A 15,301-nucleotide genomic window follows, 5' to 3' on the forward strand; every position below is an offset into this window, starting at 1 on the left:
AAGCCACTTTCTCTGGTAAACTATCCATACAAAGTCTGATACATCTTTTCCATGAAAGCCTCAAGCTCTTTTTGAACAATTTTTAATAGTCGCTCTTCTTCGGCTTGAGAGATCTCCACACTCTCTTTTATTTTTTGATTACTAATATTAGAATAGTAACTACGTTTTATGGTTAACTGGTTATCTAAAATATAGTAAACATCTATTTTTTCCTCTTTTGCTGTTGTTTCAAATAAAACAGTGACTTCATTCCTTCCAGGATTTGATATTTTCAAATCAATGTCTCCTTTTATCCCTATGGAGTCAATTCCTCCATCCAATCGAATAGCACCATCGGGAGGAACGACATAGCCTGCTTTACGGATGTCAGACGCATATTTTCCTGATGCCGTCAAACGATGAAGAACTTCAATTCTTTCATTTTTCTCAAAGGCTTCTTTTAAAGTACTAGATTGTCGGAAATGATTGTATGCAAAATATGAAGGAATTGCTAACAGAAACAAAAACAATACAATTAACCATTTAAACTGTTTTAATTTATCTGACATTAGTCTTCCCCCTATTCAACACTCTCTTTCAAATAAGTGTTATTGTAAATTATCACTCGTCTTCCTCGTCGTCATAAACTGGCTCGCCATGGTTTTTGATGTATTCTTCATTCCTGCGGTCGTCTTCTTCCCAAACTGGGTCTCTCACATCATCCATAAACGGAATTTCTTCCAAACTCAGCTCATTAGCTTCTTCATAACTCATCGAAAGGATATCCTCATGCCGTTTTTTAAATCCCTCCACACTTAACCAGCTCTCTTTATCATCTTCGCTAATCTGACCATCAATAGCAGTCGCAATTTCAATGGCCATAATATAGAAAGCACGTTTATCAACAGTAAGAAGGTCAAGGTGGGTAGAAGCGATTCTTAAACATTCGCCTTTCTCACGAAAGTCCGACATCATAGCATCTTCGTAATCTAGCTGTATATATTCACATTTATGGGATAAAAAATCATATTTTATCCCTTCCTTTATTTGAACACTCCTCCATCTAACATCATGAGTTCCCTTGTCTAATTCTAAGTGAATAGAAAGTTTATCGATTGGTAAATCTAGATACCCAGCATACGATAAATCTGGCTCTATTCCATCTTTTTCCTCAAACCACATCCTTTTCGCTAGTTCCATGTAATCAAATGGAATTTCTTTGGTGTAATCGCCTTTGATATATAGTCTCATAAATCTGAGATATCGCCTCCATGTGCTAGTATATATTCTTTTCGACGAGTGGCCTCTTCCTCCCAAAGAGGGTCGTCTACAACATCCATCGTTTGAATTTCAATCAAACTTCGTTCATTTGCTTCATCAAAAGTCAGAGATAGAATAGCCTCGTGCTTTTTCTTAAATTCCTCGACTGTTAGCCATGTCTTCTTATTATCCTCGCTAATTTGCCCGTCAATGACCTTTGCAATCTCAAGCGCCATAATGTACATGGCGCGTCTATCAACTGTCAAAATTTCTAGATGGGTGGTTAAAATACGGAGATAGTCTCCCTTTTCATTATAATCCGTAGCGAATGCATCTTCAAAATTAATTTCAATACATTCTTTAATATGTGAAAAGAGGCTTCGTACCCCTTCCTTTAGGGGGACACTAGACCATCGCTTATCAGCAGTGCCTTTCCTCAAGGATAAATTTGAGAAAAAATCTTCTTGTAATGCATCATTGTTCCCAGCATTTGAGTAAGAAATTTGCTCATCTTCTGGAAACCACATTTTTCCAGCTAGTTCCAAATAACCATAAGGTACTCTTTTTGTATAATCGCCTTTAATATAAATTCTCACTCGTCTTCCTCATCGTCATAAACACGTTCTCCATGGATTTTGATATATTCTTCACGAAGGCGTTCTTCCTCTTCCCATAGAGGGTCTCTTACTGGTATCATTGTTTTTAATTCTTCCAAACTAATTTCAACCGCTTCATCATAAGTCAGCGAAAGAACATCCTTATGTAGCTCCTTAAAAGTCTCTACATCTAACCATGTCTCTTTGTCATCCTCGCTGATATTACCATCTATTGCACTCGCAACCTCGACCGCCATAATGTATAAAGCACGTTTATCTACTGTTAAAACATCTATATGAGATGTTGCGATACGTAGATAATCTCCACGTTCTCTCCACTCTGTAATGAAAGTTTTTTCAAATTCAAGTGTTACACTCTCATATTCCAAAGACAACCAAGGATTACTAGGAATTATAAAAGGAGCCTTATCCCATCTTTCGTCAACTGAAGACCATTTGTGTAACCGAACACCAAAGTAAAAATCATCCTGTAACATAGCATCGTCACCAACATTGGAGAAACTTATTTTCTTGCCTTTCTGTTCCTTAAACCACATCTTCCAAACAAGCTCTCTAGTTGTGAAGTCTATTTTTTTCTTAAAATCACTTTTGATATATAGTCTCACTCGTCTTCCTCATCGTCATCCAACTCCACTTCTCCATGAATTCGGATATACTCCTCGCGCTTCCTATCCAATTCTTCCCAGAGGGGCTCGTCTATCGCTTTCATAACCTTTATCTCTTCTAAACTAATATCGACCGCTTCGTCGTAGGTCTAATGCAACAGTTCTGCATGTTTCGTTTTAAATTCTTCAATACTCAGCCATGTTTCTTTGTCGTCTTCGCTGATTTGACCGTCAATAGCAGATGCCACCTCAATCGCCATGATATACATCGCACGCTTGTCAACCGTCAAAATATCTAGATGAGTGGAAATAATTCGCAAATAATCACCTTTCTCACGCCCATCGCTTTCATAGGAATCTTCAAAATCCAATATTAGATACTCATATTTAAATGAATTCCACGGATTATCTCCTATTTTAAAATCAGTCACCCCCCAACGCTCATCATTCGAAGAAAATTTATCCAGACTAACGCTAAAATAAAAATCATCATCACGTGCGTAAGAAAAACCAACTTCCACACCTTTGCGTTCTTTGAACCACATTTTCCAAGGAAATTCCATACAGGTTTGGTATATACTAGTTTCGTAGTTGCCTTTAAGATATAGTCTCACTCGTCTTCCTCATCGTCATAAACACGTTCGCCATGGATAGCTATGTATTCTTCACGCTTCTTATCCAATTCTTCCCAGATGGGTTCGTCAATAGCGTCAATCGTCTGAATTTCTTCCAAACTCATCTCATTTGCTTCATCAAAAGTTAGAGATAAGATATCTTGGTGCTTTTCCTTGAATTCCTCGATTGTTAGCCATGTGTTCTTATCATCTTCACTGATTTGTCCATCAATAGCAATCGCAATTTCAAGCGCCATAATATACATAGCACGTTTATCAACTGTTAAAACATCCAAATAATTAGAAGCGATTCTTAGGTATTTTCCCTTTTCTCTACCGTCGCTTTCGTAACTTCCTTCATAATCCAAATCAATATTTTCATACATTTGGGAATTTATTGCACTGCTTCCTTTAACCTTGGCATCTTTCCAACGAGAGCCACTTGCTCCCCACTTATCTAACCGCAAAGATAAATAGAAGTCATTTTGCAACATTTCATCATCCCCGACATTTGAGAAACTTATTTTTTGACCATTTCTTTCTTTAAACCACATCTTCCATGCGAGTTCTCTGTAGCCAAATGGCAATTTTCTAGTATAGTCACCTTTTATATATAGTCTCACTCGTCTTCCTCATCGTCGTCCAACTCCACCTCTCCATGGATTCGGATATACTCCTCGCGCTTCCTATCCAATTCTTCCCAAAGAGGCTCGTCTATGGCTTTCAAAACCTTTATCTCTTCTAAACTAATATCGACTGCTTCGTCGTAGGTCATATTCAGTAGGTCTTTATGTTTCGTTTTGAATTTTTCAACACTCAGCCATGTTTCTTTGTCGTCTTCGCTGATTTGACCGTCAATGACAGATGCTACCTCAATCGCCATGATATAGAGAGCTCGCTTGTCAGCCGTTAGAATATCCTTATGAGTCGTGATTATTCGAAGACAGTCTCCTTTTTCTCGCCCATCACTTTCATAAGAATTTTCAAAATTTAAATTTAAATTTTCACGCTTAAAAGTCGCCCAAGAGTCTTTTCCTATTCTAAAATCAGCCATTCCCCAACGCTCATCATTTGAAGAAAATTTATCTAGAGTTAAACTCAAATAAAAATTTTCATTAAATGCGTAAGAAAAACCAACTTCCACACCTTTGCGTTCTTTGAACCACATTTTCCAAGGAAATTCCATACAGGTTTGGTATATACTAGTTTCGTAGTTGCCTTTAAGATATAGTCTCACTCATCGTCCTCATCGTCATACACACGTTCGCCATGAATTTTTATGTACTCTTCTCGAAGCCTTTCTTCCTCTTCCCATAGAGGATCTCTTACCGGTACAATTGTCTTTAATTCTTCCAAACTGATGTCAACAGCTTCATCATAAGTTAGTGAAAGAACATCCTTATGATATTCCTTAAATTCTTCTACACTTAGCCAACTTTGCTTGTCGTCTTCGCTAATCTGACCATCAATGGCAGATGCTACTTCAATAGCCATAACGTATAAAGCGCGCTTGTCAACCGTCAAAATATCTACATGAGTTGAGGCAATTCGAAGAAACTCCCCCTTTTCGCGGTCGTCGGAAATAAAGGCATGTTCAAATTCAAGTTCAATATCTTCATATTGCAAGGATAACCAAGGATTGCTCGGAATTATAAAAGGAGCCTTATCCCATCTTTCGTCAACTGAAGCCCATTTGCGCAACTCTGCTCCGAAATAAAAATCATCTTGCAACATCTCATCATCACCAACGTTGGAGTAACTTATTTTCTTGCCATTCCGTTCCTTAAACCACATCTTCCAAACTAGTTCTCTAGTAGTAAATGTTATTTTTTTAGCATAATCACCTTTGATGTATAGTCTCATATTGTCCACCTAGTTCCCGTAATAAATTCGATAACCCTTAAAAATCCTATTAATTATCTCTTCCTTTGTGTTTGTATCAAGTTTCCTTAGTTGGCGATTGGTATTTACCCAATCTTCTATAGATTTTCTTCCAGAAATTGTATTTACTTCAATATATTCATCAAGCGAATAGCCTGACTTTCCACTTCCAGATTGAACCTGGAAAATTCCATCACCATTAGTACCACTGCTTGGCTCCCAATCCACACGAAGGTTCACTTTTCGATTTCCTACTCGGGCTTCAATTAGTTTACCACCCCTGCCAGAAATGGTCTTACTCGTAGGTCTATTTGCCTGCCAGCTGTCGTAGTTGCTAGAATAATTAACCTGAATTTCGCCATTTTGTAAGGCCGTCTTTGTGATAGCTGATAAGCTAGTTACTGCTCCACTAGCTATCAGTACATTTCCATATTGTACCCCTGTTACTGATGCTGCCGTACCAGCTACGATACTTGTCCCTGCTGTTGGTGGACCAGCCATGATACTCAAAACTTCGAGGGCGCCACTCGCAAAGTAAACTCCCAATCCAGAGAATATTTGAGCTACTCCACTCCAAAATTCGGCTGAATTTGCTTCAAAGTTTTGTGCTTTTAGTTCATCAAACTTTTTGTTAACCAAATGAGTATAGTCGGCATCGTATTTCCCATTTTTTGAAACGACATAACCTTGTTCAAATGGATAAATGTCAATGATATTCCCTGTTTCATCAATCTTAAGAGTGTGATTGTAGTCGTCGATTATTTTATCCCATTCGGACTTGTCGTGACCTTTTAAGCGCTTCTCTAAGTCGGCACGATAGTAGGCATCCCCATCTTCCGATAGCATCATATCCCTAGAAGCTTTATTGAAGTTCAGAACCCCTGCGAATTTCAATACCTCCTTAAATGATAATATATTTTCCACCCTAAAAGAAAGAGAATGACAGCTAACGAACAGAACACTATTTGCTGGAACAAATGCTCTAGAACAGTTTTTTTCATTTGTTCTACAACCGCATATAATCGCTTTTTAGCTTTCTCCGAACGTTGTTCCCAAACGGTCACTGAAGAACCTGTGTTACTTTTAATCACAGCTTGATTTTCACTTGCTAATTTCAAATATCTCCCAGCATGATACAACCGCTTTTCCCCATTTAACCAACTAATTTCAACACTCTTGTCTCCTTGTAATCGATTATTGTAACTGATGGATACCGCTTGATTCTCAGAAGAAATCTTACTTTCAATTTGATTATAGTCATCCACCACATAGATAAGGCCGATGTTCTTTCCATTTTCTTTTGAGGGCACTAGATGAATATGCTTATCAAGAGCATGCCAATCCTGATCATTTTTATCTTGAATCAATTGAACCATACTACTATTCACATCCATCTTAGAAAATGAAATATATTGGTAGATCGGCTTCAAAATGAACAATAAAAAATAAACAAGCAAAACGAGTGAACAAAAGATAAATTTGTTTTTATTTCTCATTTACTTCTCCAAAGCAACTTCTTCTTAACAAAATATTCTTAAGAATTGTTTCATGCCAACCTTCCTTTATAAAACTATTACCTCATCGTTCCATTTGTTATTCTGTTCTCCATATATCTTTAACGCTCACTTCTCCCCAATTATCTGGGCCAAAACGACTAGAGTAGATAGTGGTCCAGTCTTTAAGGACTTTATTACGGAGTACATTATCTGCTTCCTTGCGAATCTCATCGACAGTCTTTCCATGCTCCACTAGAAAGGCTTCTATTTGAGATTGCTGAAAATATCCTGTACTCTCATCATCATAGTACCACATAAACCGTTCTAATTGCTGATTGTTTACATCGTACTGGTAATCTACATTTATGGTTGTCTCTGTATCTGGCAGTCTCAAACGCATTTCTATCCCAACTTTCGTCATCTCCTGAAATCCAAAATAAAAATAATAACCTAGAGAATGAATAGTGTTTGGTAAATTTACACTTTTATAATCAATAGAATGTTTATATAAATCTTGAGATCCATTATCGATAATTTTTAACCCTTTTAACTTATAAAAAGCTCGTCCTTTCCAGAGAAATGTATAATTGTGATAATCACTTTCTTCGTAGTATATTTCATCAAAAATATTGTGAACTCTCTGATATTTATAATACTGAAAACCAGAGAAAGATAATAATAGAACTATTAGCAACGAAAAAATTGCAAATTTCCTCTTCTTCATCTAATCACCTCATCTCTATCAAGTCTTGATTACCTGCTTCAATATTTCGAATGAAATTATAAGTACTTGGGTAATTTTTTTGTAGGTAGGCCATACACTGTTCTTCATTAGGTAATTCAAAATGCGATTGCATTCCCGATTCTTCCACATATTTCATATTATCTGGTAGTAATTTTGTGAAAATTTTTTGTTTAATTTCTTCTACCGATTTATACTCTACAAATTTTTCTGCACGAGTGTATTCGCCTCGTTTCATTTCTGAGTAATACTCGTTTGAAGCTTCAATATATGATATTTTTTTACGTTTCATTTTTTGTGTGATATTTACCGCATCTAAGTCTGCTTTATAATCGTCATTTCCAAAACTAATATCATCACTATCAGTAAGCGTCGCATCACCTAACCAACCTGCAAAATCGTTAACATTCTCGTGTCCAAATTTTGTTAAATCACTTCCTCTAAGTCTATTATTTAAGTTCGATGCTGTAGTAATAGAGAAATGAGCAAAATCTCCTTTTCCATAAAAGGAAGAGTACTTTTCATTCCATTTTTCCTCGAACATCTCGTCGGTCAATTGAACACCATAGACTTTTTCATAAGTTGACTTATATTTTTTTCGTTCATCAACGTTCATACCAGCATAGTTTCTATATATTCCTGAGGAAATTTGACTTTGTAATCGAATATTATAACGTAACTTGGTTATTTGATTATCAGTTAATCCCAAATGTTTCAACAATGTTTTACCATCAAGTGGGAGGCCAGTTTTATCCGAAGGTGTGCCAGCAACGTCCATCCAACTGACATCACTAATATATCCTTTAGCCTTATCTCCCATTGATTCACCATTCTCAAAGCCTTCTGAATATATAAAACTCCCTAGTGTCACTAACAAAAGTTGTTCCCGTTCCGTTTGAGATAAATACGGGAATTTTTCATCAATCAATGTGGATATTTCAGTAATCAGTCCACTCATCTCTTTATTAAAGCCATACTGTTCAACTAGCATATTTATAAATTTATCTGATTTATTCTCTGCTTTATAATCCAATGACTCAATCTTCACATCCTTCATCTTCTGTACCCAGCTCATGTCCAGACCGTCCGCATAGTAGTTGCCATCGCTATTGACAATGATTTTACTTAGTTGCGTAGCTCCTTTGATGGCTAAGCCAAGGACCTCTAGACTATCGTTGAAATACTGGGATACCTGTGAGACAAAAAATTCTAGTTTTTCAATCTTATCATTCAAATCCTGAATACCCGACTCGATTTGAAACTTGGTATTGTAGAGGATGGTCTTCTCAGAGAAGGCTTTCCCCCAATTGAGACTAAAGAGGTCTGTGATTTGATTTAGCCAGTTCTCCCTCACTTGAATCTGAGCTTCTACGATAGCTAACTGCTCTTCTCTCAGCTTTTTCAATTCCTTAAGCTGGTCTAGGTCCAAATCACCATATCCAGAGACCTGAGCATCCGCATCTTTGTAGGATGTCAACTCTAGTTGGATATCATCTATCGCTGCTTGGAGCTTTTTGATGCTGGGGATGATAATCTCTGTAAAGAGACCTTTACCAGCTGTGTAGGCTGCTCCTGTCAGCTCACCGGAGTCTAATATAACAATCTATCCATACAAAGTCTGATACATCTTTTTCATGAAATCCTCAAGCTCTTTTTTAATAATTTTTAATAGGCGATCTTCTTCGGATTGAGAGATGTTTACTCTCTCATTTATATTTTTTTCATTTATTTGAAAATAGGTGCTAGAAGTTATATCAAAGTTCTTATCCAATTCATATAGTGCACTAGTTATTTTACCATCTATCTCTATTTCAAAATAAGCAGTAACCCCATTCCGTCCAGGATGCGATATTTTGAAATCGATGTCTCCTTTTATCTCTATGGAGTCAATTCCTCCATCCAAGCGAATAGCTCCATCGGGAAGAACGACATAACCCGCTTTACGGATGTCAGGTGCATATTTTTCTGATGCCGTCAAACGATGTAGAACTTCAATTCTCTCATTTTTCTCAAAGGCTTCTTTTAAAACACTAGATTGTTGGAAATGATTGTAAGTAAAATATAAAGGAATCGCTAATAGGAACAAGGACAATACAATCAACAATTTAAACTGTTTTAATTTATCTAGCATTAGTCTTCCCCCTATTCAACACTCTCTTTCAAATAAGTGTTATTGTAAATTATCACTCGTCTTCCTCATCGTCATAAACTGGGTCACCATGGATTTTGATGTATTCTTCATTCCTACGGTCATCTTCTTCCCAAACTGGGTCTCTCACATCGCCCAAAAAGGGAATTTCTTCCAAACTCAGCTCATTAGCCTCTTCATAACTCATCGAAAGGGTATCCTCATGTCGGTTTTTAAATTCCTCCACACTTAACCAGCTCTCTTTATCATCTTCGCTAATCTGACCATCAATAGCAGTCGCAATTTCAATGGCCATAATATACATAGCTCTTTTATCAACAGTGAGAAGGTCAAGGTGGGTAGAAGCTAAACGTAGACAGTCTCCTTTTTCTCGATAGTCTGTTGCTGGATTGTCTTCAAAATCTAATTCAAGATTTTCATATACATGACTCCCAAATTTGTTGGTAATCCCTTCTTTCAACTGAACATTATTCCATCTATTATCATGCATCCACTTATTCAATTTCAAGTGAATAGTTGGGTCTGTTTTAAATGGGCGAGTATTCCCAAAGTAAGAAAAATCTACTGGCTTACAATCTTTAGTGTCAAACCACATTCTCTTCGCTAGTTCTATATAATCAAACGGAATTTCTTTGGTGTAATCACCTTTAATATATAATCTCATATTTTACTCCTACGTTCTCAAGAATTCAGCAGCTCTCAAAATAAATCTAACTAATTGATTTTTCTCATAATTTGACAATTTTTTCAACTTAGATATTGAATCAAGCCAATTTCTAGCGCTTTGAGGATCAGTTATCTGGGTATAAGGAATATCCTCATTCAATGTATAGCCAGCTTTCCCACTTCCAGATTGAACCTGAATTTTACCACTATTTGGTTCTGCATCCACACGAATATTCCCTTTTCTACTTCCAATCTTTCCTTCAACAGTCCCAAAAGTCTTACTCGTTGGTTTATTAGCCTGCCAGCTGTCATAGTTGCTAGAATAATTAACCTGAATTTCGCCATTTTGTAAGGCCGTCTTTGTGATAGCTGATAAGCTAGTTACTGCTCCACTAGCTATCAGTACATTCCCATATTGTACCCCTGTTACTGATGCTGCCGTACCAGCTACGATACTTGTCCCTGCTGTTGGCGGACCAGCCATGATACTAAAAACTTCGAGGGCGCCACTCGCAAAGTAAACTCCCAATCCAGAGAATATTTGAGCTACTCCACTCCAAAATTCGGCTGAATTTGCTTCAAAGTTTTGTGCTTTTAGTTCATCAAACTTTTTGTTAACCAAATGAGTATAGTCGGCATCGTATTTCCCATTTTTTGAAACGACATAACCTTGTTCAAATGGATAAATGTCAATGATATTCCCTGTTTCATCAATCTTAAGAGTGTGATTGTAGTCGTCGATTATTTTATCCCATTCGGACTTGTCGTGACCTTTTAAGCGCTTCTCTAATTCGGCACGGTAGTAGGCATCTCCATATTCCGATAGCATCATATCCCTAGAAGCTTTATTGATGGCACGAGTTTCTGAGTCTTGAAAATCTCTTTTAGCATGCGAAACAATCTTCACATCCTTCATCTTTTGTACCCAGCTCATGTCCAGACCGTCCGCATAGTAGTTGCCATCGCTATCGACAATGATTTTACTCAGTTGCATGGCTCCTTTGATAGCTAAGCCAAGGACCTCTAGACTATCGTTGAAATACTGGGAAACCTGTGAGACAAAAAATTCTAGTTTTTCAATCTTATCATTCAAATCCTGAATACCCGACTCGATTTGAAACTTGGTATTGTAAAGGATGGTCTTCTCAGAGAAGGCTTTCCCCCAATTGAGACTAAAGAGGTCTGTGATTTGATTTAGCCAGTTCTCCCTCACTTGAATCTGAGCTTCTACGATAGCTAACTGCTCTTCTCTCAGCTTTTTCAATTCCTTAAGCTGGTCTAGGTCCAAATCACCATATCCAGAGACCTGAGCATCCGCATCTTTGTAGGAGGTCAACTCTAGTTGGATATCATCTATCGCTGCTTGGAGCTTTTTGATGCTGGGGATGATAATCTCTATAAAGAGACCTTTACCAGCTGTGTAGGCTGCTCCTGTCAACTCACCTGAGTCTAAAGAGGAAATCAGGTGATCACAGCCACTAGATAAGCGGTCTGTGACTTCATTTGCGACTCGGAGGTTGTTCGTCATGGCCTGAATCAATTCTTGGGATTCTTGTGCGCTGTATTTTACTCCCATGGTAGCCGATTCCTTTCCGCTATCAGTTCTTCTCTGGCTTCATCGAAAGAGCGACAAGCCTTTTTAGTTTGTTTTTCCAACGTATCCAGTTCCTCCTCTACATAAGAGTTGACCTGTCGCTGAATGGTTCTATTATCACTTTCGATTTGCTCTATTAGCTGACGAGAACTGGGTGAGAGAGACAATAGATTTATCATGCGATGGTGAATGCTCTGAATATCCGAGTAAAAGTTTGTCAACTGCTGTTCATATTGCTTTTTAGTTGCTCGGAGTCTGTCTTCCTTATCTTCTATCTTAACAATCTTACGCCAAATTTCTGTGCGCTTTTCTTCATTTCTATCTGCCATGCCTTAGTGACTCCATCTCTTAGCTTGCTCTATATCACGTTTTTCAATCCTATGAGCAATTTCTGGAAACTTATTTGCTTGGGTCAAAACAGCTGAACTAAAATCACTGACCGCCTGAAGCATTTGATTGCAAGTCTGACGTCCCGCTTCCATTCCAGTGATTCCAGATGTATATGAAAATTCCACCTGCTGATTTTGCTTGTCGCTCGTTTCATACCCGACCAACTCATTAATAGCCGCCTCTGCTGCTATCGTGCTAGATTTTATCTTTCCACCCATACTTCAAACTCCCCTTATTAAGTATATATTGACCATATCATAACATAAAAATAGTACGATTTCAAAATAAATTATAACGAACTAAAGGGCAATCTTATCCTTTAAAAAAACTTTATCCTTCAGTAAAATATATTGATAGAGATGCTACTAGGATTTTTGAAAATCCGTTTTCTGATGCCTTATATTTTGTGTTTACTGGGAAGTATTCTTATTATCAAGATTTGTCCTTCTCTCATTATAAAACGAAAAAGACAAACCCTAGAAAAATTCCTAGGGCTTGTCTTATACGTCAAAATGAGCTAAATTTTTACTGACTTTTACAACTCTGTCCGATTTTCAATAGCTCGTAAGAGGGTTACTTCGTCCGCATACTCGATATCTGCTCCCACAGCGAGGCCACGTGCCAGGCGCGTAACCTTGATACCAGCTGGTTTGAGCAAACGTGAAAGATACATGGAAGTTGCTTCTCCATCTGCTGTAGCATTGGTTGCTACGATTACCTCTGAAACTTCACTATCCATAAGACGAGCCATGAGGCTCTTGAGATTAATATCATCCGGACTGATACCATTCATAGGAGAAATGAGACCATGCAGAACATGATAGAGTCCATGATATTCTTGAATATTCTCCATGGCTGCCACATCACGACTATCCTCTAGCACCAAAATCGTTGTCTGGTCACGAGTCGGATCGGTACAAATGGAGCAAGGGTCATCATCTGTCAAACGACCGCAGATGGAACAATAGGTCAACTCTCGCTTAGCAGAAAGGAGATTTTTAGCAAATTCATTGACATCGTCATCAGACATTCCAATAGTATAGAAGGCCAGACGTGTAGCCGTCTTAATCCCAATACCAGGAAGTTTGGAATAACTGTCAATCAACTTAGCAATAGGTGTTGGATAAAGCATGGCTTCCTTTCTAATTCATTGGATGGTGTTGGTTGTATAGATTGATAATGTCGCGAGCAATTGCTGGCCCAACATTTTTGGTTAAATTGGTATTATGAGGAAAGACTACTGCAACTGCAATTTGAGGATTATCTGATGGTGCATAGGCCACAGCATTGGTATTATTAGCTTCTTGACCACCCTCAACATAACTTTCGGCAGTACCTGTTTTACCACTAATCGATACGCTTGCGCCATTTGAAAAGGCACGACCGGTTGTCAAAGCACTACCACCATGTGACACTTGATAAAAGCCTTGTTGGAGGATGGAAACATCAGACTCAGAAATATTAATTTTATTCATTTCCTTGGATTCAACAGATTGGATTAAGTTCCCTAAGCCGCCTTGTTCATTGTTTCCATAAATCCCCTCGACAATGTGAGGTGCAATCCGAACACCGTTGTTGGCAATGGTTCCAACGTACTGGGCCAATTGCATAGGAGTGTAGTTATCAAACTGACCAAAGGCATTGGTAATGTAATTAGCAAAATTATACTCTTTTGGTATAAAACCAGTTGACTCATCTGGTAGGTCAATCCCAGTCGCAGACCCCAAGCCATATTCGCCAAAGGTTGAACGCAATTTCCCCATAGCAGACTCTAGATTGCTGGTGCCGACAAACATATTAGGTTGATAGGTCTGACCCATCATTCCTAACGCGGTTTGAACCACGTAGGCATTAGAAGAATACTCCAAGGCTTCCACAGCTGTAATAGGAAAAGATCCATATGCCAATTTATACCAAGAATAAATTGGAGCTGAACCTTGGAAAACAATAGGCTGATCTGTTAAGGTTTGGTTTCCTGATAAAACACCATTTTCCCAACCTGAGCTGATGGTAGCGGCCTTAACTACTGACCCTGGGACAAAGACATTGGTTACCGTTCCCAAGGAATCAGGCGTCAAGTCTCCCGTTTTCAGGTCATGTTTGAGTCCTGACATAGACAAAACAGCACCTGTTTTGGGGTTAAGGGCGACTGCATACACGCCTTCAGAATACTTAGCTCCACCATTTCCTAGCTCGGAATTGAAATAACTTTTCAGCAAAGCATCCACGCTATCTTGGAAGGCCAAATCAATGGTCAGTTTGATATTGTTTCCCTTACTACCTTCCTCAATTGTATCCACACTTTCCATATTGCCATATTTATCCAGATGGATTTCTTTTACCGAGCGTTTCCCTTGTAAGGTCTCTTCATATTGCTTTTCCAAATAGGAGGTTCCAACACGGTCATTTAGAGAATAGCCCTTTTTAATATAAGCATCTGCTTCTTCAGCTGGGAGACCAGCTTTTTCACTGGATACACTACCTACTATAGAAGAAAGTGAGGTATCTAGAACCTTTCGATCCCACGAAGTCGAAATACTAATACCAGGTAAATTCTTAGAGGCCGAAGCTATCAAGGCAATCTGTGTATCTGTCAAGGAATCTGTCGCAACGGTTCCTGTCGCAAAATTTCCAACTGCATTGAGTTGGCTAAAGAGATAAATTTCTTTCTTTTCGTCATCCGAGTAGGTCAATTGACTCGGATCGATACTTTCAACAGTGTTATTGTAAAGTTCGGATTCAGATAATTGATTCCCATCAGAATCCAGTCGCTTCTCACGTGGTAAACTTTCCACTGCTTTCTTATAAACATCTTGATCTGCTAGATAATAGTCCGCCAACTGTCGGTCAGTCAATGTTGGTGAAGAAACTCCCACATAGGCTAGCAACTTCTTGGCTGTTTCTTTTAAATCTGCAGCCGTCATTTTGTTGTTTCGAGTAAAGGAAACAACTTGTTTCACAGTATTTTCAACTAAGGGCTTGCCACTGGCATCATAAATTTCACCTCGAGCTGAACTAGTAGTCACCTTTGTTTTACTAGCCGATGCTAGTTTTGTCTCATAAAAACCCTTGTTCAAAACCTGCATATAAAGCAGGCGACCAATAATGGTCATAAAGAGTAAAATGATGATTGAAAACAATAAATTAAGCCGAATCGGAATCGAATGGCTGTTAAATTTCCTCATACAAATCAGTCTCATTTCTATTTAAAATCTTACTCTTCATTGTACCATAATTTAAGAAGAAATTTTGGAAAAGAAGGGAGCTTTTCCCATTTTACAGGAAAATACGATTTTATTTATCCATCC

At 38.0% G+C, this 15,301-nt stretch carries 17 protein-coding genes and 2 pseudogenes; all 19 read right to left on the reverse strand.

From position 1 onward, the window contains the following. Positions 1-20: 20 nt before the first annotated feature. Positions 21-548: a thiol-disulfide isomerase gene (locus tag KUA57_RS03580; protein ID WP_125448190.1), complete on the reverse strand. Its 528-nt coding sequence runs from the start codon at positions 546-548 to the stop codon at positions 21-23. A gap of 52 nt (positions 549-600) precedes the next feature. Next, positions 601-1,230 (reverse strand): hypothetical protein, encoded by a 630-nt coding sequence (locus tag KUA57_RS03585; protein ID WP_125448191.1) that lies wholly within the window; start codon positions 1,228-1,230, stop codon positions 601-603. Then, the gene (locus tag KUA57_RS03590; RefSeq protein ID WP_125448192.1) at positions 1,227-1,835 is read right to left on the reverse strand and encodes a hypothetical protein; all 609 of its coding nucleotides are present in this window, start codon (positions 1,833-1,835) and stop codon (positions 1,227-1,229) included. Before KUA57_RS03590 ends, KUA57_RS03585 begins: the two co-directional genes overlap by 4 nt. Further along, entirely contained in the window at positions 1,832-2,461 is a 630-nt protein-coding gene (locus tag KUA57_RS03595) for a hypothetical protein (RefSeq protein WP_061590546.1), read from the reverse strand. The genes KUA57_RS03590 and KUA57_RS03595 overlap by 4 nt, the downstream gene beginning before the upstream one ends. After that, positions 2,458-3,075 (reverse strand): annotated as a pseudogene (locus KUA57_RS03600) (hypothetical protein). The gene KUA57_RS03595 and the pseudogene KUA57_RS03600 overlap by 4 nt, the downstream one beginning before the upstream one ends. Then, entirely contained in the window at positions 3,072-3,698 is a 627-nt protein-coding gene (locus KUA57_RS03605; protein WP_061590544.1) for a hypothetical protein, read from the reverse strand. The pseudogene KUA57_RS03600 and the gene KUA57_RS03605 overlap by 4 nt, the downstream one beginning before the upstream one ends. Continuing rightward, positions 3,695-4,312: a hypothetical protein gene (locus KUA57_RS03610; protein ID WP_042750694.1), complete on the reverse strand. Its 618-nt coding sequence runs from the start codon at positions 4,310-4,312 to the stop codon at positions 3,695-3,697. Before KUA57_RS03610 ends, KUA57_RS03605 begins: the two co-directional genes overlap by 4 nt. Beyond that, the gene (locus KUA57_RS03615) at positions 4,309-4,938 is read right to left on the reverse strand and encodes a hypothetical protein (protein WP_061590542.1); all 630 of its coding nucleotides are present in this window, start codon (positions 4,936-4,938) and stop codon (positions 4,309-4,311) included. Before KUA57_RS03615 ends, KUA57_RS03610 begins: the two co-directional genes overlap by 4 nt. 9 nt (positions 4,939-4,947) lie before the next feature. After that, positions 4,948-5,823: pseudogene (locus tag KUA57_RS03620) on the reverse strand (virulence protein); the annotation flags it as partial. A gap of 23 nt (positions 5,824-5,846) precedes the next feature. Then, positions 5,847-6,452 (reverse strand): hypothetical protein, encoded by a 606-nt coding sequence (locus tag KUA57_RS03625; RefSeq protein WP_151381937.1) that lies wholly within the window; start codon positions 6,450-6,452, stop codon positions 5,847-5,849. Positions 6,453-6,549: 97 nt separating this feature from the next. Next, a complete protein-coding gene (locus tag KUA57_RS03630) occupies positions 6,550-7,176 on the reverse strand; it encodes a TipC family immunity protein (protein WP_061590373.1) in 627 nt (208 codons plus the stop codon). A 4-nt stretch (positions 7,177-7,180) separates the two neighbouring features. Continuing rightward, complete coding sequence (locus tag KUA57_RS09575) at positions 7,181-8,671, reverse strand: ATP-binding protein (RefSeq protein WP_250646310.1); 1,491 nt, start codon at positions 8,669-8,671, stop codon at positions 7,181-7,183. 126 nt (positions 8,672-8,797) lie between these two features. Then, positions 8,798-9,325: a thiol-disulfide isomerase gene (locus KUA57_RS03640; RefSeq protein ID WP_218493630.1), complete on the reverse strand. Its 528-nt coding sequence runs from the start codon at positions 9,323-9,325 to the stop codon at positions 8,798-8,800. Between the two features lie 52 nt (positions 9,326-9,377). Beyond that, positions 9,378-10,007, reverse strand: a complete 630-nt coding sequence (locus KUA57_RS03645; RefSeq protein ID WP_125447929.1) for a hypothetical protein — start codon at positions 10,005-10,007, stop codon at positions 9,378-9,380. A gap of 9 nt (positions 10,008-10,016) precedes the next feature. Next, entirely contained in the window at positions 10,017-11,585 is a 1,569-nt protein-coding gene (locus KUA57_RS03650; protein WP_218493631.1) for an LXG domain-containing protein, read from the reverse strand. Next, on the reverse strand, positions 11,576-11,932 hold the full coding sequence (locus KUA57_RS03655) for a hypothetical protein (RefSeq protein WP_042750678.1): 357 nt from the start codon (positions 11,930-11,932) through the stop codon (positions 11,576-11,578). The genes KUA57_RS03650 and KUA57_RS03655 overlap by 10 nt, the downstream gene beginning before the upstream one ends. Positions 11,933-11,935: 3 nt before the next feature. Then, on the reverse strand, positions 11,936-12,211 hold the full coding sequence (locus KUA57_RS03660; RefSeq protein ID WP_049491527.1) for a hypothetical protein: 276 nt from the start codon (positions 12,209-12,211) through the stop codon (positions 11,936-11,938). Between the two features lie 317 nt (positions 12,212-12,528). After that, positions 12,529-13,125, reverse strand: coding sequence for a recombination mediator RecR (gene recR, locus KUA57_RS03665; RefSeq protein WP_218493632.1), 597 nt, complete (start codon positions 13,123-13,125; stop codon positions 12,529-12,531). A gap of 10 nt (positions 13,126-13,135) precedes the next feature. After that, a complete protein-coding gene (gene pbp2b, locus KUA57_RS03670; RefSeq protein WP_218493633.1) occupies positions 13,136-15,193 on the reverse strand; it encodes a penicillin-binding protein PBP2B in 2,058 nt (685 codons plus the stop codon). Positions 15,194-15,301 lie beyond the last annotated feature (108 nt).

It is taken from the genome of Streptococcus vulneris (genome assembly GCF_019218685.1).
Classification (GTDB): domain Bacteria; phylum Bacillota; class Bacilli; order Lactobacillales; family Streptococcaceae; genus Streptococcus; species Streptococcus vulneris.